Below are 20,759 nucleotides of genomic sequence, written 5' to 3' on the forward strand. Positions count from 1 at the left end.
CGATAGCCTGCATCAGCTTTTGATGACTGTCCGACGCGGCAGCAGAGACAAGCGCCACGGATCAGGCGCCCAGCTTGCCAACAGAGCCGGTCAGGTTGTCGGACATGATGGTCGAATCCCGACCACCGCGCGCCCGCATCTCTGCCATCTGGCGGCGCTTCTCTGCCAGGACGGCAGGGTCTTGCGCGTCCGGCATACGAGCCGGCTCTTCCACTTTCGGAGCTTTGGGCTTGAACAAGCTTGCCATGGTCTTGATCCTTTTCAGACGATGAGAGCGAGGAACGCGGCCCCGACTGTCCCCCAGGACAGCACCGCGATGCAGACATGAGCCACCGCGCCGCCGAGGTTCCCGGCATCGGCAAACTCTTCGGCGAGGAACGCCAGCGCGCACGTTGCCGCGGCGAGGCCCCAAGCCCATGGCCTGTCCAGATGGAGGCCGGCGGCAGCGATGATCAGCACCAGCAAGGCGCCGGAGGTGTTCTTGTTCATCGCGCCGGCTCTAATTGTTCAGCTCGTAGGCCAGGCCCTTGGCGTCCAACGCCCTGCCATTGAGCCCGTAGAGAACGGACACAGCACCGCGACCGCGTTCTGCCCGGATCAGGCCGAACCGGCTTTCCCCGAACGCCTTGGCGGCCAGGGCAAGCGATGCGGCGGCCTGCTTTTCTGTGATCGAGCCGCGCGTTGCGCCCTTCGCCGGCTTCGGAACCTTGATCGAGTCTTCGAATGTCATTGCCTGCCTGCCTTCTGTTGCGAGTAGCCGACCTTGACTTGCGGCAGTCGGCCGCCGAGTGCCGCTTCGTGCATCTTGCGGATTGCAAGCTTCTCGCCTTCGGACCAAGACATGATGGTTGCATCGCCATCGTCGGGGGACCGGCCTATCCGCTTGCGGATTTCTTCCTTGCTTTCGATTTGAATGTTGCCGGCGCCCACCGGCTTCCACCGATAGGACACGAGGTCAGCAACCAGCATCGGGTCAGGTGGCAGCGCCATCGGTGACCCGCCTTCCTGCCCAGGGTCGAGCGCTTCACGAAACCGCCAGATGGCTTCAGCGCGCTTGTTGGCGAAACCGAGCGCCTTATCCACCGTCCGCGCCGTCGACCCATGGGCTGCATTGAAGCCGGCAACCGGGACGCTGTTGTCCTTCAGGAACCGCATGGCGTCGCCGCCGTAGCCGCCGCCCACGTCGATGATAACCACACAGCCATCACGGCGGATCTTGAACACTTCGGCGCCGATGCTTGGTCCGTCCGGCGTTTCCTTGCCCGGCTTGCGCACCAGCGGCGCGAACCATGTCCCATATCGAGGAGCGAACGAGGACTTGTCAGCGCCGCCCTGTGCGACGTCGACAGCCACCGCCGTCATCTTCAGGCCCTTGAACCCGTCAGGCTTCCAGCGCCCTTGCGCCTGCCGTATCCAGTCCGACGGTATTACCTGCCAGCGGTCATCTTGTTGCCCGACGTCGAACCGGCCTTCACGGAGCATCGTGCGTAGCGGTTCCGGCATGGCCTCGATCGTCGCCGCATAGCCGGTGTCGGCCAGGTCCGGGTTGTCCTCGAGCGTCGAAGGGATGAATGTGCGGGACCGCGGCCGCTCACCTTTCGGCCCGACATAGTCCCTGTCGACTTCTGTGTCTTCGCCGTCGATCGTGGTGTACCAGCGCAGTTCGCCAGGCTGAGCCGGGTTCGGATGCGTCGGATCCAGCCAAGCGCCCCACCGCTTGATCACCCACTGGCCTTCCGCGGTCGACGGCGGGTTGCCTGTGGCCACCACGCGGCAGCGCTGGTTCGGATTGCCCGAGCGATTCCAACCGATGATGTACGTGTACTGCGTCTCGGTGAACTGCGTGAGCTCGTCGAAGGCCTTCAGGTCGTGCGCGTTGCCCTGGTAGTCTTCCCGGTTGCTTTCATGCTCGCAGTGGCCGAGGTCGATCACGCCACGCCCATGGCGCCAACTGCCCAACTGCTCGTTGAAGCCGTTCCTCGAGCCCAGCAGGCCCTGCAGCTCACGCTTGACGCCCTTGAGGTTCTTGCCGACCCGGCGAAGGATCAGGGAATGCTCATGCTCATTCAGCGCCAGTGAACAAATCAGGTAGGTTTTGCCGCCGCCGGCCGAGCCGCCATAGAACAGTTCATCGGCTTCGCTGAAATAGGCTTCGGTCTGCGGACCGGGATTGGGCAGGCCGACCTTGCCGGCAGTGAGCGCTGCCGCCTTCTCACGAACCTGCAGTTGCTTGCCTGGCGGCAACGCCTGGTAGCTGGCAAGGATGTCTTCAAACGTCTGACTGACGCTCATTCCTTGCCGCCCTGCAGGCCGGAGGCGAGGGCGAATGCAATCTCACGCGCCAGCGCACGGCCATCCTTCTCGGGGATCAGATCCTTGCCGTCCTTGCCAGTCAGTTCGACCCGCTCACGGAAGGCCTGCACATCCACATGCTTGCCGATCATGTCGAGACGCTTGGCGCGATCGGAGAGCTTCACCTTGCCGATGGTGCTGGTTTTCTTGCCGTCGACGACGATGCTTTCGAGCTCGACGCCGGCGACGAGGCCAGTCCGCCAAATCTTCGGCCACTCCTTGAGCGGTTTCAGGTTCCCGTCGTCATCGAACAAATCGGCGATATCGGCCGTGGCCTCTTCGACCAGGCGCCGGAGCAGCCATTCGGCATCGATCCCGGTCTTCTTGGCGCGGGCTTCCAGCGCTACCGCCACGGCGGCGGACACCTTGGCATTCCTTAACAGCCGGGAGGCCTCGGCTTCCGCCGAGTTTTCCGAGTATCCAGCCCGGATTGCAGCCTGCTTCCCGTTCAGGTCGACGAGGTATTCCTCGACGAAGCGGGATCGCTTTGCACTGAGGTCAGGCATTGGCCGCCTTCGCCTTGACCGCGGCCAGCGCATCGAGGACTTCGGCTTGCGTCTGGCGCTTGGCGATCGACACAGCGAGCGCGGTCTGTTGGCGCACGTCTTCCTGCATGGCCTTGACCATTGCAGGCGGAAGTTTCGAGCGGCGCCTATCGAGGTAATTCATCGGTGCGCCTCCCTGTCACGAGACAAGCCACGCTGCGTCAATGACCAGCGCGTGGACGGTCTGATTTTCTGGAATATGTCCCGGAGCGCGGGGGCGGCGAAATCTTGCCCCCGCATCGGCCCGGCGAGTGATCCGAAGATCCCGCTCAGTCAGCCGCAAATCGCCTGTGCGCGGTATTACTCTACCTTCGCCAGATTTTCAATGTCTACCGATGTTGGCACCGAACGGCCGAACATCGACACCAGCACCGTGGCCTTCCGGCCGTCCTTCACCGCGTCAATCAGGCCCTCGATGCCGATGAACTGGCCTTCGTCGATGCGCACCTTGTCGCCGGCATGCAGCCGGTAGCCGTGTTCCCGCGTCTCATCGAAGGCGCCGCTGTCCACCACCCGCCGAATCCGCGCGATCACATCGTCGGCGACCGACACCGGATACCCATGGACGCGCAGCACCTTGTTGACGCCATCGATATCATTCAGCTCAGAGCAGCGATCGGGCGTCGACAGCCGGACGAAGCCGTAGCGCACAAACAGCGGGAAGTCCCTCATGATCCATTTCTTGGTCCGATGGTGTTTGATCTCTTTCCGCCAGAACGGCCAGAAAACATCGTAGCCGCGGCGCTTCAACTCGTCGCGCGCCTTGCGCTCGGACGACACCGCCGACTCGACCACGTACCAGGGATTTGTTTGCGCGCGCTGATTCATTCGGTTTTAGATTTACCACGTCGCACTTGCCATTTTCTCAAAGCCGGGCTCATGATTTTTTCTCCTCTGGTCGCCGCAGCGAATATCCCCGCCCGAAGACGTTGACGATCTCGATGCCTGCCGGCTTCAGCTTCGGCCTGAGTTTGTAAACGTGGGTTGAAACTATGTGGGGGTCGTCGCACCCATCAATGCGATCGCCATAAATCGCATCCATGATCATTTTCTTCGATGCCATCTCACGCGCAGCAAGGCACGCGTAGAGCCGGCTTTCCGTGAGCGACAGGCCCCATTCTAGCGGGACCGATACGGCTGGTGCGAGAAGCTCCTCGATCTGCCGTTCGAGCTGCCGGATGCGTCCCCGCAATTCCCGGATCAAATCGGACTGGCGCTCGACCATGCTGTCGGCGGTGGGCTGGTTCATGCCGCCGCCTTCGTGGCACCGCGCCGCTTTTTGACTTTTTTGAACCAGACGATTGCCAGTGCCTTCCACTGCGGCACCTTGTGCGCAGCGGCGAAGATCTTGGCGTCGTTTTCCGCTATGTCCGCTGACACCTCGATTTCGCGCGTCAGGTCGGCGGGGTCGAACGCTTCGCAATACTCGCTGTCCGACATGAGCAGGTCGACCGCCTTGATTTGGTTCGCGGTGATCGGCGCGCATTCGGCCTTGGCGAGGACTTCAAGGATGAGCCTCGCCTTCATGGCGCCGCGCTTGTCGATCAGCGCGCCGAGGGCAGAGACCGCCTGTGTATCGCCCGGCTTGAATTTGCCGTTGCCTGGCGCGCTGCGGATCAGCTTGATTCCGGCGCGCTCGCACACTTGGTCGATCGTGACGGCTTCCGAATCCCCCGCGGTCACTGCCGCTTGATGTAACTGCAGCTTCGTGACGCCCAGGCGTTCGGTATTCAGGCCGATGAAGGCGTCCGCCTGCTCTTCGACGGTTGCCGCCTCGACGATCTGCACTGGAATGGTCTGGATATCGGGATGCGAGGCGCAGGCAATGGCCGTGTGCTGGCCGTCGAGCACGAAGAGCACCGTCTCGCCGGCGTGGTTTTCAGAATAGCAGCAGGTCGGCAGCTTGAACTTCGACCACTCGAAATTTTCGATGATCTTGCGGATTAACCTCAGCCCGCGTTCGCCGATCGAGCGCTGGTAGGCCGGGTCGATGTAGAGCCCGCGCGGGTCGACGTATTCGACGATCGGTTGTCCGGTCGATGGGGCATGCGGCTTCATGCCCGCGATCGACACCGGCTCGATGCGGCGCAGCGGATTGGCAGGTGCGCCGCTCATGCCTCACCTATCGCCATCTGTATGTACATAATTGTCGCTCCTGTATGTACGTTATTGTCGGCCCAACCATCGCCTGTGCATACAAAACGAGGAGCACGACACGTGCCTCGCGCGCGCGGAGGTAGAGCCTTACGATGCGGGGCTTCGCCCCTGCACCCCACAAGGGACCCAGTCCCTTGACCCATGCCGACCGCTGCGCGGCCGGCTCTATGCGCTTCATCGGTCATGCAGCACCTTCTGGCGTAGAGTGATATTGCTTTGGAAGATGAAGGACCCGGCTGACTGCCGTGGCGTAACGGCTAATCTCACCGTCGATTGCCGTCTGCGTGAGACCTAGACGTTCAAGCTTCTTCCGCTCCTGAGCGACATGCATCGACCAGTACCGCTGCCCGGCATGGTACGATCGAGCGTTGAGCGCCGCGGCGATCTTGCGCACCATGTCGGCGCGACGGTGCAACGGAAAAGCAAACACGATGCCCGGCGTGTTGAAGAGGTCAAGTTGTCCGAACGGCGCGGAGTAGCGCCTATGGGTATTATCAAGGGTGATCAGACCACTAGTGGTCGGACCACTGTTGTCCGTTTCACTCGCCTTCATGGTCGCCTCCAAATGGACCACTGTTGTCCGTTTCAAAGTCGCTGATTTCGACGTTGATCGGCATGGTCTCAGGCAGGGCAAGACGAAGGGTACGAGTCCGAAACCGGACATCGCCTAACCTTCGCCAGCCCCTCTCGACGATGATGATGCCGAGCCTTTCGTAGATACCCAGCTCGCGCTCTATCGTCTTCTCGCTGCAGCAGCCGCCACGATGGGCAAATGCGGCATAGGAAACTTCGATCGTGCCGGAAGCCCAATTGAACACGGATCGAAAGACAGCGATGCAGCGAAAGCTGGACGTCTCGCGGTGCAAAATCTGCATGGCGATAGGATGCCAGGCGTCAAAGGACGCATACTGCTCCTTCCGCGTGCCGTTGATGGGATACTGCCAGTGGCGCCGCTCCTTTCGGTCGACAGCCTTCCGCTTCCCTGTCCAGTCGGGACGGTCGCCCACAACCTCGCCGATGGATGGGTCGAAGGCGATATTGGCAATTCCGGTTTTGACATGCGCCGCGGTCATCAGTGGGCCCTTGCTAGGATCAGGCGAGATTCGCGAAGTGCCTCAACTGCCTCGGTGGCGCTAAGGCCGAACTTCTCCCGCAACTGCGGCACCGCGGCCCTGGCCTTGTCGGCGCCACCCGTGGCGAGCCATTGGGCAGCGTCTAGGATCGGGGATGAAGCCAGAGCGGGGCGGGCCGCTGTCGCCGCGCTCATGGCTTGGCTGCCCGACCGCCTGCAAAGCGCTCGATCGCGTTCTGCAGGCTCGCTTCGCACAGGTCGGTGGCGACCTGCGGTGACAGCTGATAGTGAAGGTTCAGCACCTCCATGATGCAAAGCTGGGCGCTTTCGAAGAGGACCATCAAATCGGCATAGGTCGCGCCGTCTTTGATCGCCGCACCGATTATTTCATGAACGAACCGGCGCGCTAGGAGGTTGTGGGTTTCGGGCTGGCTAGTCATTTGACGTAGCCTTTCGCCATGGCCAGTTCGAGCGCGTCGATCGCGGCCTTCACGAACTCTTCCAGCTTATCGACCTTGAAGGCGATGCCCTTGCCGGGGCGCTTAGTGCCGTCTTCGGCGTCGTAGAAAATACGAGCGTTGAACACGCGGCAGCCGTTGAAGAGATCGATCGAGACGCGAATCTCTTCGGTCTTATTCTTCGGCACGACGGCGACGAGATCGGATTGGGTGGCGCTGACCATCAGGCCACCGCCTTGTCTGTCGGCCTTTCCGACGTGGACCCGACCGGCTTGGAAAGCCGAATGGCGGCCCAGGCGTCCAGCGCCTCGGGCGTGTAGAGTGGGATCCTCCCGGCGTACTGCATTTCCGGACCGCCGCCGATCGTGGCTAGCTTGTTCAAGGTTGCGAGCGCGACGGGGATGCCGTGCTTCTCGATCATGTAGGCCGGCACTTCCGACCGGCGTAGGCGAGGACGATCAGTCATGGGGGCATCTCCAAAACCATACTATCATGCATGCGATTAGTGGTATATTGGAGGTAGGAATGGTTAAGTCAAGCCCATTGTATCGCATATATGATAGTACGCATGGGGAGAGTGCCGGGTGGCCAAAAAAACGCTGGTCAAAAACCAGGATCAGTTTCTAGTTCGCCTTCCCGACGGTATGCGCGATCGAATCAAGGCGAAGGCCGATCGCGCTGGCATGTCGATGAACGAGGCGATTGTTTGGTGCCTCGATGCCTACTTTCCAGCACCAACAGCGATTGAAGAGAAGCTGGACGAATTGGTTGCGATGGTCGCGATTCTGAAAGGCGATAACACTTACGAGGGCGTGGACCAGCTTGTCTCGGCCGTCCACGACGCCATCAAAGACGTAAAAAAGGGGAACTTCAAAACGGCCCCCAATTTCCGCAAAGCGGTATCAGATCGCTTTGAGGAGTGGGAAGCGGAATGGGCCGAAAGCCAGCGCTACCGACTTGAGAATCCCTTCGACGACGAACTGTGGGGACCAACTCCGGATAACGATCGACCATCGGGCGGCGGCACGAAGCCAAAGAAAGACTAGCCGCGGCGAGGCATCTCCAGCACCTCCGCTGTCCTGCCGGTCATCTGTCGAAATACCTCCCCAGCGATTTTGTTCGCTGCCGCGACGAGCACAGTATCGAGGCGATGGACGTAACGACTGGTGACCGTGCCGCCGGCATGGCCGAGCATGGCAGCGATTGTGCTGTCTGCAAAACCGAGATCCCCGCCGACAGACGCATAGGAATGCCGCATCGTATGCGGCGTGACGCCTTCCAGACCTGCGCGCTCCATGAGGCGCACCCATGCGCCGGCCAGGCCGTTGTAATGGCCCGTCTTGCGGAGCGCGGGGAGCACGTAGGGGTTGCCCGGCACGCGGATCGCCTCGCGCAGCACGTCGAAAGCTTCACGCCCCACAGGGCGCACGGACGGGCCGCTTTTGCTGTCCTTTAGACGGAAGCAACCGGCGGCCTCGTCTACCTCGTCCCATCGCAATGTTGAAATCTCACCAAGCCGGCAGCCGGTGAGCGCGAGGAGCCATGCACCGGTCTTGGCCTGGGGTGTGTCTAGTTCGGCGGGCTCGCCTGTCAGCGCGTCGCCGACAGCGCGGTACTCATCAGCGGTCAATCGCCGATCGCGCACATTGTCGGCGGGCAGGGGAACGCCCTGGACGGGGTTTGTTGCAATGATGCCCTCGCCGACGGCATAGGTGAGGATGCCGCCAAGAAAACCCGTGGTGCGCGCCGCGGTGCCAGCGCCGCCAGTGACCAGGACGCGATTTCCATTCTTGCCGGAACGATCACGCCGGGCCGTCTTGCCAGCCGTGACGTCCCGAACGAACTTCACGATGTCGGCGCGGGTGACGTCGATCACAAGTTTCGTGCCGAGCAGCGGCTTGATGTGGCGCTCGATTCGGCCCCTATCGATTTCAATCGTCGATGCCTTCTTGGGGCGTCGGCTCCGGCCGAGGATTGCACCCTTGTCGGCCGCCTTCAGGTATTGGTCGCATAGCTGGGCAACGGTCAGAGATTTGCGGCGGGTCTTGCGCTCGAGCAGGGGATCGCCCTTCTGAAGCACTACGCCTCCCATCGTCTCGATCGCCAGCTTGCGCGCCTGCTCCGCGGTGATGGCCCCATGTCGTCCGATCGTCATCCGCCGCCGCACGCCGTCGCCGGATCGGTAGTCCACGAAGTAGGTACGGCTGCCAGTTGGATGGACATAGGCACCGAAGCCCTTAAGTTCCGAACACCAGATGGTGTATTGTTTGTCCCGGAGATCGGCACCGTCGACGACAGCTTTGGTGAGTTTTGGCATTGGAGAGCCATCCTTGAAAGGGTCGGCTCACCATATGCTCACCGCGAGAGCGGAAACAAGGGCAAACCGACGCCCTATTTGGAAAGCTTGCGAAACACCCGATGCATTGCATCACATGGCTTTGGCCTGTTCAAGAAAACATCCGCCATCATAGGCACATGCCATCCCGCCGCCCAAGGAGGGCAGCCATTACGATCTGCCGATCGCGCTTGGCCTGATGGCCGCCCTTGGCGCCATTCCGGGCGACATGCTGGCCGGCTATGTCGTGCTTGGCGAATTGTCGCTCGACGGCACGATTGCCGCGGTCGCCGGCGCCTTGCCGGCGGCGATCGGCGCCAATGCCGAGGGCAAGGGCCTGATCTGCCCGTTCGCCTGCGGGCCGGAAGCGGCCTGGGCGGGCAAGGATTTCGACATTCTGGCGCCGCGCAGCCTGATCGCCATCGCCAACCATTTTCGCGGCACGCAGGTGCTGTCGCGGCCGGAAGCCGGCATCCACGCCGCGGCGCGCGACCTGCCCGACCTCGCCGACATCAAGGGCCAGGAGACCGCCAAGCGGGCGCTGGAAGTGGCGGCCGCCGGTGGTCATAATCTGCTGATGATCGGGCCACCGGGATCGGGAAAATCGATGCTGGCGCAGCGGCTGCCTTCGATCCTTCCGCCGCTGGCGCCGAAGGAACTGCTCGAAGTGTCGATGATCGCCTCGGTGGCGGGAGAGCTCGGCGAAGGCAAATTGACCGACCGGCGGCCGTTCCGCGCGCCGCACCATTCGGCCTCGATGGCGGCCATGGTCGGCGGTGGCATCCGCGCGCGGCCGGGCGAAGTGTCGCTCGCCCATCACGGCGTGCTGTTCCTCGACGAATTTCCCGAGTTCACGCCGCAGACGCTCGATGCGCTGCGCCAGCCGCTGGAGACCGGCGACTGCATGATCGCGCGGGCCAACCATCGCGTCACCTACCCGGCGCGCATCCAGCTGGTTGCGGCGATGAACCCGTGCCGCTGCGGCATGGCCGGCGAGCCGGGCTATCGCTGCCTGCGCGGCGAGCGCTGCCGCACCGACTACCAGGCGCGCATCTCCGGCCCGCTGCTCGACCGCATCGATCTCCGGATCGAGGTGCCGGCGGTCTCGGCCAGCGACCTGATACGGCCCGACCGGTCGGAGAAAAGTGCCGATGTGGCGCTGCGTGTTGCACGCGCCCGCACCATCCAGCGCGAGCGTTTCGAGCGCCTCGGCGTCACCCAAGCCACCACCAACGCGCATTGCGCGCCCTCGGTCATCGAGGAGATCGCAATGCCTGACGCCGCCGGCCTGTCGCTGCTCAAGGACGCCAGCGAAAAGCTCGCCTTTTCGGCCCGCGCTTACCACCGGGTGCTGAAGGTGGCGCGCACGCTTGCCGATCTCGACGCCAGCGAAACCGTCGGCCGCATCCATCTGGCCGAAGCGATCTCTTATCGCATGAGTTCGGAGCGGGTGGCGCAGGCGGCGTAGGTCATTTGCCTCCTCGAGCAGCTCTTAATTGAGTTCACTATTTGGCTAATTTGCAAACTTACGAGATCAAGGCGCGCGCCTCGTCGCGGTGGCGACGCCACGCCGCCTTCCGCGATCACGCCATAACGGCGCCTCTGCGAATCGACCATCTCTGCAGCGCGGCGGACCTGATTGTCCGCTTGGCCGGCGTCCTCACCACCCAACGGCCCCCACCGAACGGGCGCCGGCCATTTTCTTCCTCTTGACCCCGAAGCGTGGCCGTCATCGGCGCCGGACTAAAGTCCGGGCTTCTGCTTTGGATGTTCTTTATTTAGACAATGCGAATATGATTGCGGTTGAGGGTGTACCGCTATGTTCATTGACTACTACGAAGTTTTGGAAGTTAGCCCGAATGCCAACTCGGAAACGCTGGAGCGCATATTTCGCTATTTTGCGATGCGCTATCATCCAGACAATCAACAGACTGGCGATGAAGCCCGCTTCAGCGAAATCGTGGAAGCCCACAACACGCTCAAGGATCCGGTCAAGCGTGCTCAATACGACATCGCCTATAGAGACCATGCCGGCCTTCGCCGCGAGTTGACCGAGGAAGCCAGCAACACCAAAGGCATCGAGCGGGATGTCGTGATTCAGGCCAAATTGCTGTCGCTGCTCTACGCAAAGCGCCGCCACGACGTCACCGATCCTGGGATCGGAGATGTAGAACTCGAACGACTGTCAGGCTGTCCGCGAGAACATCTCGAGTTTCATCTCTGGTACATGAAAGCGAAGGGATGGATCGCGAGGATAGAAAACGGGACGATCGCGATCACGGTGGAAGGCGTTGATCGCGCCAACTCCGAACACCGTCGCGATCCCGCCATTCGGCTCCTGGACCATACGGCTCCCTGACGCCTTGCCTCTGGCCGGAAGCCAGGTCGAGGACCCGCCGCCCCATTCGCGGCAGGGGCTGGCCTCTTCAGCCCTGCTTCGCCTTCAGCTCGAGCCGCCGCGCGTGCAGCACCGGTTCGGTGTAGCCGTTGGGCTGGACTCGGCCCTTGAAGACCAGGTCGCAGGCGGCCTGGAAGGCGATGGAATTGTCGAAGTCGGCGGCCATTGGCCGGTAGAGCGGGTCGCCGACATTCTGCAGGTCGACAATTGCCGCCATGCGCCGTAGCGAATCCATCACCTGAATCTGCGAGCAGACCTTGTGATGCAGCCAGTTGGCGATGTGCTGCGAGGAAATGCGCAGCGTGGCGCGGTCTTCCATCAGGCCGACGTCGTTGATATCTGGCACTTTCGAGCAGCCGACGCCCTGGTCGATCCAGCGCACGACATAGCCGAGAATGCCTTGCGCGTTGTTGTCGAGTTCGCGCTGGATCTCGTCGGGCGTCCAGTTCGGCCGCACCGCCACCGGCACCGACAAGATGTCGTCGAGTTTCGCCTTGGGCCGGCTCTTCAGCGCCGCCTGCACCGCGTGGACATCGACCTTGTGGTAGTGCGTGGCATGCAGCGTCGCCGCCGTCGGCGACGGCACCCAGGCGGTGTTGGCGCCGGCCTTGGGGTGGGCGATCTTCTGTTCCAGCATCGCCGCCATCAGATCCGGCATCGCCCACATGCCCTTGCCGATCTGGGCATGGCCAGCCAGCCCGCATTCCAGCCCGGTGTCGACATTCCACGCCTCATAGGCGGAAATCCAGGCGGCCTGCTTCATGTCGCCCTTGCGGATCATCGGGCCGGCCTCCATCGAGGTGTGGATCTCGTCGCCGGTGCGGTCGAGGAAGCCGGTGTTGATGAACACCACGCGTTCCCTGGCGGCGCGGATTGCTTCCTTGAGGTTGACGGTGGTGCGCCGCTCCTCGTCCATGATGCCCATCTTGATGGTGTTTTTGGCCATGCCGAGCAGGGCCTCGACACGGTCGAATATCTCGACCGCGAAGGCGACTTCCTCCGGCCCGTGCATCTTGGGTTTCACCACATACATCGAGCCCGCGCGGGAATTGGCGCGGCGGCCCTTGGTTCCGACATCATGCAGCGCGATCAGCGCCGTCATCGCTGCATCCATGATGCCTTCCGGAACCTCGTTGCCGTCGCGGTCAAGGATCGCCGGGTTGGTCATCAGGTGGCCGACATTCCTGACCAGCATCAGCGAGCGGCCGGGCACGGTCAGGGTGCCGCCGCCGGGCGTCGTGTAGGAGCGGTCGGGATTGAGCTTGCGGACAAAACTCCGGCCGCCCTTGGTGATCTCTTCCGCCAGGTCACCCTTCATCAGGCCGAGCCAGTTGCGGTAGACGACGACCTTGTCCTCAGCATCCACCGCCGCGACCGAATCCTCGCAGTCCTGGATGGTGGTCAGTGCCGATTCCAGGATGACATCGGCGATCCCCGCCGGATCGGTGCGGCCGATCTGGTTGTTGCGGTCGATCACGATCTCGATGTGCAGGCCGTTGCGCACAAGCAGCACCGCATCGGGATTGGCGGCGTCGCCGCGATAGCCGACGAATTGCCTGGGGTTGGCCAGCGTGGTCGAGCCGGCACCTGCACTCAGCCGCAACCCGCCTTGCGCCAGCGACAGACCATTGACGCCGGCCCATTTGCCCGAGGTGAGCGGGGCAGCCTCGTCGAGAAAGGTCTTCGTCCAGCCGACGACCTTGGCGCCGCGCGCCGGATTGAAGGCCTTGCCCTTTTCGGCGCCATCGGTTTCGGGAATGGCGTCGGTGCCGTAGAGCGCATCATAAAGCGAGCCCCAGCGCGCATTGGCGGCGTTGAGCGCATAGCGGGCATTCATCACCGGCACCACCAGCTGCGGGCCGGCAACATCAGCGATTTCAGGGTCGACATTGTCGGTCGACACGCTGAAGGCCGGCCCTTCCGGAACGATATAGCCGATCTCCTTCAGGAAGCCCTTGTAGGCCTCCATGTCGACGGGTGCACCATGCTCGCGATACCAGCCGTCTATCTGTTCCTGGAGGGCGTCACGCTTTGCCAGCAGCGCCCGGTTCTTCGGCGCCAAATCATGGACGATGGCCGAAAAACCGTTCCAGAAGGCGTCCGCTTCGATGCCCGTGCCCGGCAGCGCTTCGCTGGCCACGAACTCATGCAGCTCGCGGGCAATCCGCAATCCGGCGATCTCGATGCGATCGGTCATCAGGCTACTCCAGATGAAAGGCGTTGCGGGCCTTTGGCATGTCAGGTTTGCCGGGTCAATTCAGCTTAGGGTGAAGGGGGCGTATTTAACGACCGGCAACGCTGCCAATCTCCCCCTCGTGGGGGAGATGCCTGGCAGGGCAGAGGGGGGCGTGAAGGATCGCCAGCCTTTGCCCGCTACCGATTGAAACCATGCCATGTGGGTGATTGAAACCATTGAGACGTTTGCGGGGCGGCGCCCCCCCTCTGGCCTGCCGGCCATCTCCCCCACACGGGGGAGATTGGCAGCTTTGCCGCCTCGCTCAAACCGCAATGCGCGGCCTTCCCGAGGCCACTGCCACGACATGCGCCTCGATGAACATGCGCTGTGCTTCGACGGTCGAGACGCGGAATTCGGTCGCGACGTCGATCTCGGCGCTGTCGGTGCCGGCATCCCTGGCGCGCTGGGCGACGATGGCACGGACATCGGCCTCGGCCGCCGCGATCGCCGCCGCCTCGTCGAGGAAATCACGTACGGTTTCGCCCGAGGCAAGGCGAAACAGCCCTTCCTTGGGCTGGCTGACCCGTGCCTCGGCCGAAACCCTGACCTGGCCGACGACAGCGCCAAGCGCATTGGCGACATCGGTGTCTTCCGGCACCACGCAGTCGTTGCCGATCAAGGGTGGCAGGCCGGCATAATGCAGCGGCGCCGAGGCGCCGAGGCCTATGACCGGTCGGTCGAGCGCGACGCTCAGGCGTGCAATGCCGGGATGCGCGTCGACCGCGCGCTGCACCAGCGCATGCGCCACCGTTGACGCGCCATCGAGGCCGTCCTCGGCAAAGGCGGTTTCGAGGATGTATTCGGCCGACCAGCGCGTCAGCGTCACCAGCACCCGTTCCGAGATCGCTTCGGGCGAGGCGGCAATCGGCTGTCCCCGGCCGTCGCGCTTGCGGGCGAACAGTTCGGCGCCGAGGCGCGCGGCGACGGGATCCCAATTCGCCTGCTTGCCCAGCACATGGGCGGCGTCCGACGGGGTGAAGCCGGCGACATGCACCAGCCCACGCGACACCAGCCGGTTCAGCGTCGCGTTCTGCGCGTTCGAGGTCAAAAGTCGATCGATGGCCAGCGGTACGGCACCAATCAGCTCGTAGAGCTTGGCTTCGGCGCCGGTCAGGCCGGCGGCGAGCCGATCCGGCACGCCGGTGCGCACCGCGAGACGGCCGTCCATGCGGCCGGGATTGGGCGCCCGCAGCTGGCGCTCCAGCTCTGAAGTCACCGCTGCGCCATGCGCCATGCCGGCCAGCGCCAGCGGCACCAGTCGGCGCGGCCCGAGCAGGATCTTCGGGTTGAGCGCGCCATCCTCCAGCGTCACTTCGGAATCGCCGCCGAGGCCGAAGGTGCGCATGGCGACAGCCTCGACCATGGTGCGGAAGCCGCCGACAGTGGCCCCTTCCGGATCGAGCCTGGGCCGGCCGCCGTCGAGCACGGCGACATCGGTGGTGGTGCCGCCGATGTCGGAGACCATGGCATTGTCGAGCCCGGTCATGTGGCGGGCGCCGACGAGGCTGGCGGCCGGGCCGGACAGGATGGTCTCGATCGGCCGCTGGCGGGCAAACGCCGCCGAAACCAGCGCGCCATCGCCGCGCACCACCATCAGCGGTGCTGCAATGCTGCGCGCCTCGAGAAAACCTTCGGTCGCCGCCACCAGCCGGTCGATCATCGAGATCAGCCTGGCGTTGAGCAGCGTCGTCAGCGCCCGGCGCGGGCCGCCGAGCTTGGCCGACAGCTCATGGCTCGATGTGACCGGCAGGCCGGTCTTTTCACGGATCAGCTCGCGGGCGGCGATCTCGTGTGCCGGATTGCGGGTGGCGAAATAGGCGCAGACGGCAAAGCCGGACACCGAGGCGCCGAGTTCGGGCAGCGCTGCCTCCAGTCCGGACAGATCGAGCTTGGCGGCATTGCCGTGCACATCGTGACCGCCCGGACAAAAAACCACCGGGTCGGTGCCGAGTGCTGCCTTCAGCCCGTCGCGGGCAAGGTCGCCCTCGGAAAAGCCGATCATCACCAACGCGACGCGGCCGCCCTGGCCCTCGACCAGCGCGTTGGTGGCAAGCGTCGTCGACATCGAAACCAGCTTGATCGCGGCGGGATCGGTGCCGGCCTTGCCCAGCACCGCGTCGACGGCGCCGGAAATACCGACGGCCAGATCATGCCTGGTGGTCAGCGCCTTGGCTTTTGCCAGCACCTTGCCCTTGTTCGGCCCTTGCTGCGGGCCTTCCGTTTCAGACCACAGCACGGCATCGGTATAGGTGCCGCCGGTGTCGATTCCGAGGAACAGCGGCTTTGGCTTGGTCTTGGCGGTCATTGCTGATGGCTGTCCGGCTGGGAAACTATTTGTCCCTGCCCTTAGCCGATACGGGCCGGCCGATAAAGCCGCGAGCGCTGGGCCACGTGTAATCTCCCCCCTTGAGGGGGAGGCCGCAGGCCAGAGGGGGTCGCCGCGCTTGAAGCGCTGACCTCGTCTTTCGTCCTCGCATGGCGTCGCGTCAGGACGTGCCGACCCCCTCTGTCGCCTTTGGCGACATCTCCCCCTCGAGGGGCTACGGGATGCACACATTTCCAATCGGCCGGTCTTTGGCGATAGCGTGCGTGGCGGCTTGGCGCATGCATTGTCTTATGTTGCGCTGGTCGACCCCCACTCCGTCTCGGCTTCGCCGAGCCACCTCTCCCCCGATCGACGGGGTAGAGGAAAGGCGCCAGGCTTTTTACCGCCGACGCTCGTCCAGAAAAGCTCCCTTCCTTTCCCTCCGGAGGGGGAAGGTGGCGCTGCGTAGCAGCGACGGATTGGGGGAACCACGTGGCGATCAAGCCTCGGGCCGATCAGTCATGCCAGTCACGGAAGATGTGTGCATAGCGTAGCCTCGAGGGGGAGATTGCAGCTACCCGAAAAACCCCACCTTCTTGTGCGTGCCATCGCAAAACGGCTTGTTGGCGGAATGGCCGCAGCGGCAGAGGAAGGTGCGTTGCGTGCGGTCGATCGTGTGGCCGGTGCCGGTGACGATCTCGACATTGCCTTCGAGCTTGAGCGGGCCGTTGGTGGTCGGCGTCACTTTCAGCGGGCCATTCCTCGCCTCCAGCGCCGGCGTGTCCTTCAGCGGCGGCTCGCCAGTGGCGGCAAAACCGGACTTGTTGTGGCTGCCGTCACAGAACGGCTTGTTCTCCGAGGCACCGCAGCGGCAGAGCGTGGCACGGTAAAAAGTCTCGCCGTCGAGCACGATCTCGGCGTGCACGGCCAGCGGGCCGTTTTCCCGCAGTCGCACGGTGTTGACCACCGGCGGCTGCTCCTGCGGCCCGCCATCCTTCCTGACGTAGGTGATGGCGCCCGAGGGACAGCTTTCGGCAATGGCGACGATCTTCTCGACGCTGGCTGCTTCCGGATGTATCCACTGGCCCGGTGCGTTGGGCACGAAGACATGCGGATCCCCGAGCACGCAGTTGCGCGAATGGATGCAGCGCTTGCCGGAAAACCCGACGTCGATCTTGTCGCCTTCGACCATACCGGCCATTGCCATGCTCCTTTTTGCCTGGAGCACGTCACGTCCAGAGAAACAGACGAGACGTGCCTTGGGTATCGCGCAGGCTATGGCTCCGGCCCGAAGACCGTCAAGCTGGCAAACCGGTCAGGGGATCAGATTGATTTCCTCGGTCTCGCCACCGCTGCAGGTGTAGCAGCAATCCTCGCATTTTTCCTTGTTGCCGGGACCGACGCCCCAGTAGGTGCCCTCGTCGCCGTCGACCCACGCGCCGTAACAGATCGATTCACCCGCATTGCAGGATATCGGCAACTGCTTGGTTTCGCCGTCGTCGAGATAATAGTCCTTGTCTTCACCCGGCCAGACATAGTCGCGGTCCTGGCTGTAGAGCTCGACGCGCATGGCATTGGGATGGCTGTTCTTGATGGCAAAGGTGACATCGTCGGCATGCGCCGCCGGCACGAACAGCATGACGAGAGACAGCGCGGCCAGCGTGCGGCGCGCATAGGCATGAAACATGGTAACCCCCTGAATAAGCGGCCCATCCGGCCGCGGCGCGACCATGGCATGTTGCACTGAATCGCGGAAGTGGATCGGCTGCGCCGATCCCTGACTTAATTTGGGTCCGACGCAACCTTCTCCCTTTATGGCACCAGATCGATCGTCTCGGTCGAGTGTTCCACGCAGATGAAGCAGCAGTTGTCGCAAGGCTGGTCATTGTCCGGCCCGACGCCGGCGGAAATGCTGTCATTGCCGTCGACCCAGGCGCCGTAGCAAATGTGTTCGCCCTGATTGCAGGACAGCGGCACGGATTTCTGCGACCCGGGCTCGATCAGGAACACCTTGTCGTTGCCCGGCCAGACCGTTTCGCGGTCGCGGCTGAACAGCTCGACCGCAACCGCTTCCTTGCGCAGGTTCTTGACGAAGAAGGCCATCTCGGCAGCCTGTGCCGAGGTGGTGAAGAGCAAGGCCACCAGTGCAGCCGTACGAAAGAGCGTCACCGTCGGACCTCGCGAATCAGAGCGGCAGAATCGCATGCCTGCCGGTGACTAGGAAGGCGTAGTGGCCTCCGCCGCGATCCCGCGCCCCAGCCGTACCGTTTCCCGCACCAGAAGATCGAGATCCTCGCGCCTTGTGCGATGGTTGGTGATCGCCACGCGCAGCCAGTGCTCACCATGCACCGTGGTGTCCGACAGCGCGGCAATGCCCTGTTCCTGCAGCCGCAGCATGATCTCGGTGTTGAGCGCCTTCAACGCCTCGCCTGCCAAACCGGGCTGATAGCGGAAGCAGACGATGTTGATGGTCGGCACTGCCGCCAGCTCCAGCTCCGGCTCGGTCTCGATCAACCCTGCGAGATAGAAGGCTTGCGCGATGTTCTGGTCGATCAGGCGACCGAATTTTTCGACGCCATGCTGCTTCAACGCCATCCACACCTTCAGCGCGCGAAAGCCGCGCGACGTCTGCAAGCCGTAGTCGTGCAGCCATTCGCCGGAGGCGAGGCCACGCGGCGTCGATTCCAGATATTCCGGCGTCACCGCGAAGGTCCGGCGATGCGCGGCGGCATCCCTGACCAGGGCGCAGCCGACCTCGAACGGCGCGTGCAGCCATTTGTGCGGATCGAGCGCGATCGAATCCGCCCATTCGATGCCGGCAACACGATGTGCATTGTCAGGCGCAATCGCAATCAGGGCGCCGATGCAGCCGTCGACATGGAACCACATGCCTTCCTCGTGCGCGAGTTTGGCAAGTGCTTGCAGATCGTCGATCGCCCCGGTGTTGACCGTGCCGGCCGTGCCGATGACGCAGGCCGGTTTGAACCCGGCCGCGCGGTCCTCCGATATCGCCGCCCGCAAGGCAGCGATGTCGATGCGCAGTCCGTCATCAGTGGGGATGCGGCGCAGCGCCTTGTTGCCGAGGCCAAGCGCTTCCATCGCCTTGCGGTGGCAGGAATGGATCTGGTCCGAGCCATAGAAACGCAGCGGCTTCTCGATCGCGGCAACACCATGCTCGCGCACGTCGATGCCCGCCTTGACGTTGCGCGCCACGGTCAGCCCGATGATGTTGGCCATCGAGCCGCCGCTGACCAGCGTGCCGCTGGCAGAAGCCGGAAAGCCCAGCATCTGCTTGCACCAGTCGATCACCTGGCTGTCCATCAGCCCGGCGGCATGGTTGCCGCCGCCGAGATTGGAACCCTGGATTGCCGCCAGGAAGTCGCCGAGCGCGCCGGTGAAGTTGCTCGATCCCATATACCAGGACCAGAAGCGCGGATGGATGTTGCCCATCGGATAGGACATCACCGTGCGCGAGACCTCGCCATAGACGGCGGCAAGCGGCGCCGGCGATCGCGGCAGCGGTGCCGCGAAGACCTCTCTCACATCGGCCGGCATCTCCCGCCAGACCGGGCGGTCCCTGATATCGCGCAGATAATCGACGGCATCATCGATGACCTGGTGCGACAGGGCCTGCGTATCGGCCCAGTCCGGGGGATCGAGCGTTTCCTCGGCCACCAGGCCGAGGGGTTTTTGAACGGCGTCCACGGCGAATCTCCCTTCAAGCCGGGAACTGGCAGCCGGGAGTCGAGCGCGACAGGGCGATCTCGTCGGCGTCCATCTCGGCCTCGATACCGTCGAACAGCGGCGTCGACATGTAGCGTTCGCCGGTGTCGGGCAGCATGCACAGGATCACCGCGCCGGCCGATGCCTTCTCCGCGACCTGCCGCGCCACGGCAAAAGTGGCGCCGCCGGAGATGCCGGTGAAGATGCCTTCTTTCTGCGCCAATGCCCTGGCCCACTTGATGCCCTCGGGCCCGGCAATGGGCATCACCTCGTCATAGAGGCTGGTGTCGATGGCTTCCTGCAGCACGTTGGGGATGAAATCCGGCGTCCAGCCCTGGATCGGATGCGGCTCGAAGGCCGGGTGGCTGGCGGCGGGGGCGCCGTCGGCACCGCGCTGCTGCACCTTGCCGCTGCCGATGAGCTGGGCGTTGGCCGGTTCGGACAGCACGATGCGCGTTTCCGGCCGCTCGCGGCGCAGCACGCGCGCCACGCCGACGACCGTGCCGCCGGTACCATAGCCGGTGACGAAGCAGTCGAGCCGCGAGCCGGCGAAATCATTGACGATCTCGCGCGCCGTCGTTGACTCATGGATGGCTGCATTGGCGGCGGTCTCGAACTGGCGAGCGAGGAACCAGCCATTGGCCTCAGCCAGCTCCACCGCCTTCTTGTACATGCCGAAACCCTTTTCGGCGCGCGGCGTCAGCACCACCTTGGCGCCCAGCATGCGCATCAGCTTGCGGCGCTCGACCGAAAAACTGTCGGCCATGGTGACGACCAGCGGATAGCCCTTCTGCGCGCAGACCATGGCGAGGCCGATGCCGGTGTTGCCGCTGGTCGCCTCGACCACCGTCTGGCCCGGCTTCAGCGCGCCGCTGCGCTCGCCCTCCTCGATGATGTTGAGCGCCAGCCTGTCCTTCACCGAGGCGCCGGGATTGAAATACTCGGCTTTGACGTAGATCGTCGCGTGGGCGGGTCCGAGATTGTTGATGCGCACCACCGGCGTGTCGCCGACGGTGTCGAGAATGCTGTCGAACAGGCGGCCGCGCCCGGCCGTGGTCCTGATTTTCTGCTGATGCAACATCTTGGTCTCCTCGATTGTCATCGTGTCTTGTCATCACGGGGCCGGTTACAAACCGGCGGGTTGGGCGGCGAGGTTTCGTGACCTAGCCGCGCTAGGA

Annotated in this window: 25 protein-coding genes; 3 read left to right on the forward strand and 22 right to left on the reverse strand. The window is 63.6% G+C overall.

Going from position 1 to position 20,759, the window contains the following annotated elements:
* Positions 1–61 precede the first annotated feature (61 nt).
* The 14 genes from HB777_29405 to HB777_29470 all read right to left on the reverse strand — a co-directional run bounded on the left by HB777_29405 (position 62) and on the right by HB777_29470 (position 7,050).
* On the reverse strand, positions 62–247 hold the full coding sequence (locus HB777_29405) for a hypothetical protein (protein ID QND67649.1): 186 nt from the start codon (positions 245–247) through the stop codon (positions 62–64).
* 14 nt (positions 248–261) lie between these two features.
* Positions 262–489 carry a hypothetical protein gene (locus HB777_29410; GenBank protein QND67650.1) on the reverse strand — a complete coding sequence of 76 codons (228 nt, stop codon included), beginning with the start codon at positions 487–489 and terminating at the stop codon, positions 262–264.
* A 10-nt stretch (positions 490–499) separates the two neighbouring features.
* The gene (locus tag HB777_29415) at positions 500–730 is read right to left on the reverse strand and encodes a hypothetical protein (GenBank protein ID QND67651.1); all 231 of its coding nucleotides are present in this window, start codon (positions 728–730) and stop codon (positions 500–502) included.
* A complete protein-coding gene (locus tag HB777_29420) occupies positions 727–2,292 on the reverse strand; it encodes a terminase (GenBank protein QND67652.1) in 1,566 nt (521 codons plus the stop codon). The genes HB777_29415 and HB777_29420 overlap by 4 nt, the downstream gene beginning before the upstream one ends.
* Entirely contained in the window at positions 2,289–2,858 is a 570-nt protein-coding gene (locus tag HB777_29425) for a terminase small subunit (GenBank protein ID QND67653.1), read from the reverse strand. The genes HB777_29420 and HB777_29425 overlap by 4 nt, the downstream gene beginning before the upstream one ends.
* The gene (locus HB777_29430) at positions 2,851–3,021 is read right to left on the reverse strand and encodes a hypothetical protein (protein QND67654.1); all 171 of its coding nucleotides are present in this window, start codon (positions 3,019–3,021) and stop codon (positions 2,851–2,853) included. Before HB777_29430 ends, HB777_29425 begins: the two co-directional genes overlap by 8 nt.
* 176 nt (positions 3,022–3,197) lie before the next feature.
* A complete protein-coding gene (locus tag HB777_29435) occupies positions 3,198–3,725 on the reverse strand; it encodes a hypothetical protein (GenBank protein QND67655.1) in 528 nt (175 codons plus the stop codon).
* A 49-nt stretch (positions 3,726–3,774) separates the two neighbouring features.
* A complete protein-coding gene (locus HB777_29440) occupies positions 3,775–4,146 on the reverse strand; it encodes a winged helix-turn-helix domain-containing protein (protein ID QND67656.1) in 372 nt (123 codons plus the stop codon).
* Positions 4,143–4,970, reverse strand: a complete 828-nt coding sequence (locus HB777_29445; protein QND67657.1) for a hypothetical protein — start codon at positions 4,968–4,970, stop codon at positions 4,143–4,145. The genes HB777_29440 and HB777_29445 overlap by 4 nt, the downstream gene beginning before the upstream one ends.
* Positions 4,971–5,235: 265 nt before the next feature.
* Positions 5,236–5,607: a hypothetical protein gene (locus HB777_29450; GenBank protein QND67658.1), complete on the reverse strand. Its 372-nt coding sequence runs from the start codon at positions 5,605–5,607 to the stop codon at positions 5,236–5,238.
* The gene (locus HB777_29455; GenBank protein QND67659.1) at positions 5,594–6,127 is read right to left on the reverse strand and encodes a hypothetical protein; all 534 of its coding nucleotides are present in this window, start codon (positions 6,125–6,127) and stop codon (positions 5,594–5,596) included. The genes HB777_29450 and HB777_29455 overlap by 14 nt, the downstream gene beginning before the upstream one ends.
* Before the next feature lie 190 nt (positions 6,128–6,317).
* The gene (locus HB777_29460) at positions 6,318–6,566 is read right to left on the reverse strand and encodes a hypothetical protein (GenBank protein QND67660.1); all 249 of its coding nucleotides are present in this window, start codon (positions 6,564–6,566) and stop codon (positions 6,318–6,320) included.
* Positions 6,563–6,808 carry a hypothetical protein gene (locus tag HB777_29465; GenBank protein QND67661.1) on the reverse strand — a complete coding sequence of 82 codons (246 nt, stop codon included), beginning with the start codon at positions 6,806–6,808 and terminating at the stop codon, positions 6,563–6,565. Before HB777_29465 ends, HB777_29460 begins: the two co-directional genes overlap by 4 nt.
* Entirely contained in the window at positions 6,808–7,050 is a 243-nt protein-coding gene (locus HB777_29470; protein QND67662.1) for a hypothetical protein, read from the reverse strand. The genes HB777_29465 and HB777_29470 overlap by 1 nt, the downstream gene beginning before the upstream one ends.
* 118 nt (positions 7,051–7,168) lie before the next feature.
* Between HB777_29470 and HB777_29475 the strand changes: the two genes are divergently transcribed.
* Entirely contained in the window at positions 7,169–7,630 is a 462-nt protein-coding gene (locus HB777_29475) for an Arc family DNA-binding protein (GenBank protein ID QND67663.1), read from the forward strand.
* Here the strand turns inward: HB777_29475 and HB777_29480 are convergent.
* On the reverse strand, positions 7,627–8,901 hold the full coding sequence (locus HB777_29480) for a tyrosine-type recombinase/integrase (GenBank protein QND67664.1): 1,275 nt from the start codon (positions 8,899–8,901) through the stop codon (positions 7,627–7,629). The two genes, HB777_29475 and HB777_29480, sit on opposite strands and share 4 nt — an antisense overlap.
* Before the next feature lie 163 nt (positions 8,902–9,064).
* Between HB777_29480 and HB777_29485 the strand changes: the two genes are divergently transcribed.
* Positions 9,065–10,387, forward strand: a complete 1,323-nt coding sequence (locus HB777_29485; protein QND68946.1) for a YifB family Mg chelatase-like AAA ATPase — start codon at positions 9,065–9,067, stop codon at positions 10,385–10,387.
* 351 nt (positions 10,388–10,738) lie between these two features.
* Entirely contained in the window at positions 10,739–11,278 is a 540-nt protein-coding gene (locus HB777_29490) for a DnaJ domain-containing protein (protein QND67665.1), read from the forward strand.
* A 67-nt stretch (positions 11,279–11,345) separates the two neighbouring features.
* On the opposite strand, the gene HB777_29495 is transcribed toward HB777_29490, so the two are convergent.
* The 7 genes from HB777_29495 to cysK form a co-directional block, all read right to left on the reverse strand.
* Positions 11,346–13,514, reverse strand: coding sequence for a malate synthase G (locus HB777_29495; GenBank protein ID QND67666.1), 2,169 nt, complete (start codon positions 13,512–13,514; stop codon positions 11,346–11,348).
* A 301-nt stretch (positions 13,515–13,815) separates the two neighbouring features.
* Entirely contained in the window at positions 13,816–15,858 is a 2,043-nt protein-coding gene (locus tag HB777_29500; GenBank protein QND67667.1) for a hydantoinase/oxoprolinase family protein, read from the reverse strand.
* Positions 15,859–16,432: 574 nt separating this feature from the next.
* Positions 16,433–17,059, reverse strand: coding sequence for an iron-binding protein (locus tag HB777_29505; GenBank protein QND67668.1), 627 nt, complete (start codon positions 17,057–17,059; stop codon positions 16,433–16,435).
* Positions 17,060–17,173: 114 nt separating this feature from the next.
* The gene (locus HB777_29510; GenBank protein ID QND67669.1) at positions 17,174–17,545 is read right to left on the reverse strand and encodes a hypothetical protein; all 372 of its coding nucleotides are present in this window, start codon (positions 17,543–17,545) and stop codon (positions 17,174–17,176) included.
* A gap of 125 nt (positions 17,546–17,670) precedes the next feature.
* Positions 17,671–18,027 carry a hypothetical protein gene (locus tag HB777_29515; protein ID QND67670.1) on the reverse strand — a complete coding sequence of 119 codons (357 nt, stop codon included), beginning with the start codon at positions 18,025–18,027 and terminating at the stop codon, positions 17,671–17,673.
* Positions 18,028–18,075: 48 nt separating this feature from the next.
* A complete protein-coding gene (locus HB777_29520; protein QND67671.1) occupies positions 18,076–19,563 on the reverse strand; it encodes an aspartate aminotransferase family protein in 1,488 nt (495 codons plus the stop codon).
* A 13-nt stretch (positions 19,564–19,576) separates the two neighbouring features.
* Entirely contained in the window at positions 19,577–20,662 is a 1,086-nt protein-coding gene (cysK, locus tag HB777_29525; GenBank protein ID QND67672.1) for a cysteine synthase A, read from the reverse strand.
* Positions 20,663–20,759: the final 97 nt, after the last annotated feature.

The organism is Mesorhizobium loti, from assembly GCA_014189435.1.
In the GTDB taxonomy this organism is placed as follows: Bacteria; Pseudomonadota; Alphaproteobacteria; order Rhizobiales; family Rhizobiaceae; genus Mesorhizobium; species Mesorhizobium loti_G.

Excerpts from the sequence above, each read along its gene's own strand:
- HB777_29470 (QND67662.1), bottom strand. The coding sequence starts at position 7,050 with ATGACTGATCGTCCTCGCCTACGCCGGTCGGAAGTGCCGGCCTACATG.
- HB777_29415 (QND67651.1), bottom strand. The coding sequence starts at position 730 with ATGACATTCGAAGACTCGATCAAGGTTCCGAAGCCGGCGAAGGGCGCA.
- HB777_29455 (QND67659.1), bottom strand. The coding sequence starts at position 6,127 with ATGACCGCGGCGCATGTCAAAACCGGAATTGCCAATATCGCCTTCGAC.
- HB777_29480 (QND67664.1), bottom strand. The coding sequence starts at position 8,901 with ATGCCAAAACTCACCAAAGCTGTCGTCGACGGTGCCGATCTCCGGGAC.
- HB777_29500 (QND67667.1), bottom strand. The coding sequence starts at position 15,858 with ATGACCGCCAAGACCAAGCCAAAGCCGCTGTTCCTCGGAATCGACACC.
- HB777_29465 (QND67661.1), bottom strand. The coding sequence starts at position 6,808 with ATGGTCAGCGCCACCCAATCCGATCTCGTCGCCGTCGTGCCGAAGAAT.
- HB777_29435 (QND67655.1), bottom strand. The coding sequence starts at position 3,725 with ATGAATCAGCGCGCGCAAACAAATCCCTGGTACGTGGTCGAGTCGGCG.
- HB777_29405 (QND67649.1), bottom strand. The coding sequence starts at position 247 with ATGGCAAGCTTGTTCAAGCCCAAAGCTCCGAAAGTGGAAGAGCCGGCT.
- HB777_29450 (QND67658.1), bottom strand. The coding sequence starts at position 5,607 with ATGAAGGCGAGTGAAACGGACAACAGTGGTCCGACCACTAGTGGTCTG.
- HB777_29495 (QND67666.1), bottom strand. The coding sequence starts at position 13,514 with ATGACCGATCGCATCGAGATCGCCGGATTGCGGATTGCCCGCGAGCTG.
- HB777_29510 (QND67669.1), bottom strand. The coding sequence starts at position 17,545 with ATGTTTCATGCCTATGCGCGCCGCACGCTGGCCGCGCTGTCTCTCGTC.
- HB777_29420 (QND67652.1), bottom strand. The coding sequence starts at position 2,292 with ATGAGCGTCAGTCAGACGTTTGAAGACATCCTTGCCAGCTACCAGGCG.
- HB777_29430 (QND67654.1), bottom strand. The coding sequence starts at position 3,021 with ATGAATTACCTCGATAGGCGCCGCTCGAAACTTCCGCCTGCAATGGTC.
- HB777_29440 (QND67656.1), bottom strand. The coding sequence starts at position 4,146 with ATGAACCAGCCCACCGCCGACAGCATGGTCGAGCGCCAGTCCGATTTG.
- cysK (QND67672.1), bottom strand. The coding sequence starts at position 20,662 with ATGTTGCATCAGCAGAAAATCAGGACCACGGCCGGGCGCGGCCGCCTG.
- HB777_29410 (QND67650.1), bottom strand. The coding sequence starts at position 489 with ATGAACAAGAACACCTCCGGCGCCTTGCTGGTGCTGATCATCGCTGCC.
- HB777_29490 (QND67665.1), top strand. The coding sequence starts at position 10,739 with ATGTTCATTGACTACTACGAAGTTTTGGAAGTTAGCCCGAATGCCAAC.
- HB777_29505 (QND67668.1), bottom strand. The coding sequence starts at position 17,059 with ATGGCCGGTATGGTCGAAGGCGACAAGATCGACGTCGGGTTTTCCGGC.
- HB777_29460 (QND67660.1), bottom strand. The coding sequence starts at position 6,566 with ATGACTAGCCAGCCCGAAACCCACAACCTCCTAGCGCGCCGGTTCGTT.
- HB777_29425 (QND67653.1), bottom strand. The coding sequence starts at position 2,858 with ATGCCTGACCTCAGTGCAAAGCGATCCCGCTTCGTCGAGGAATACCTC.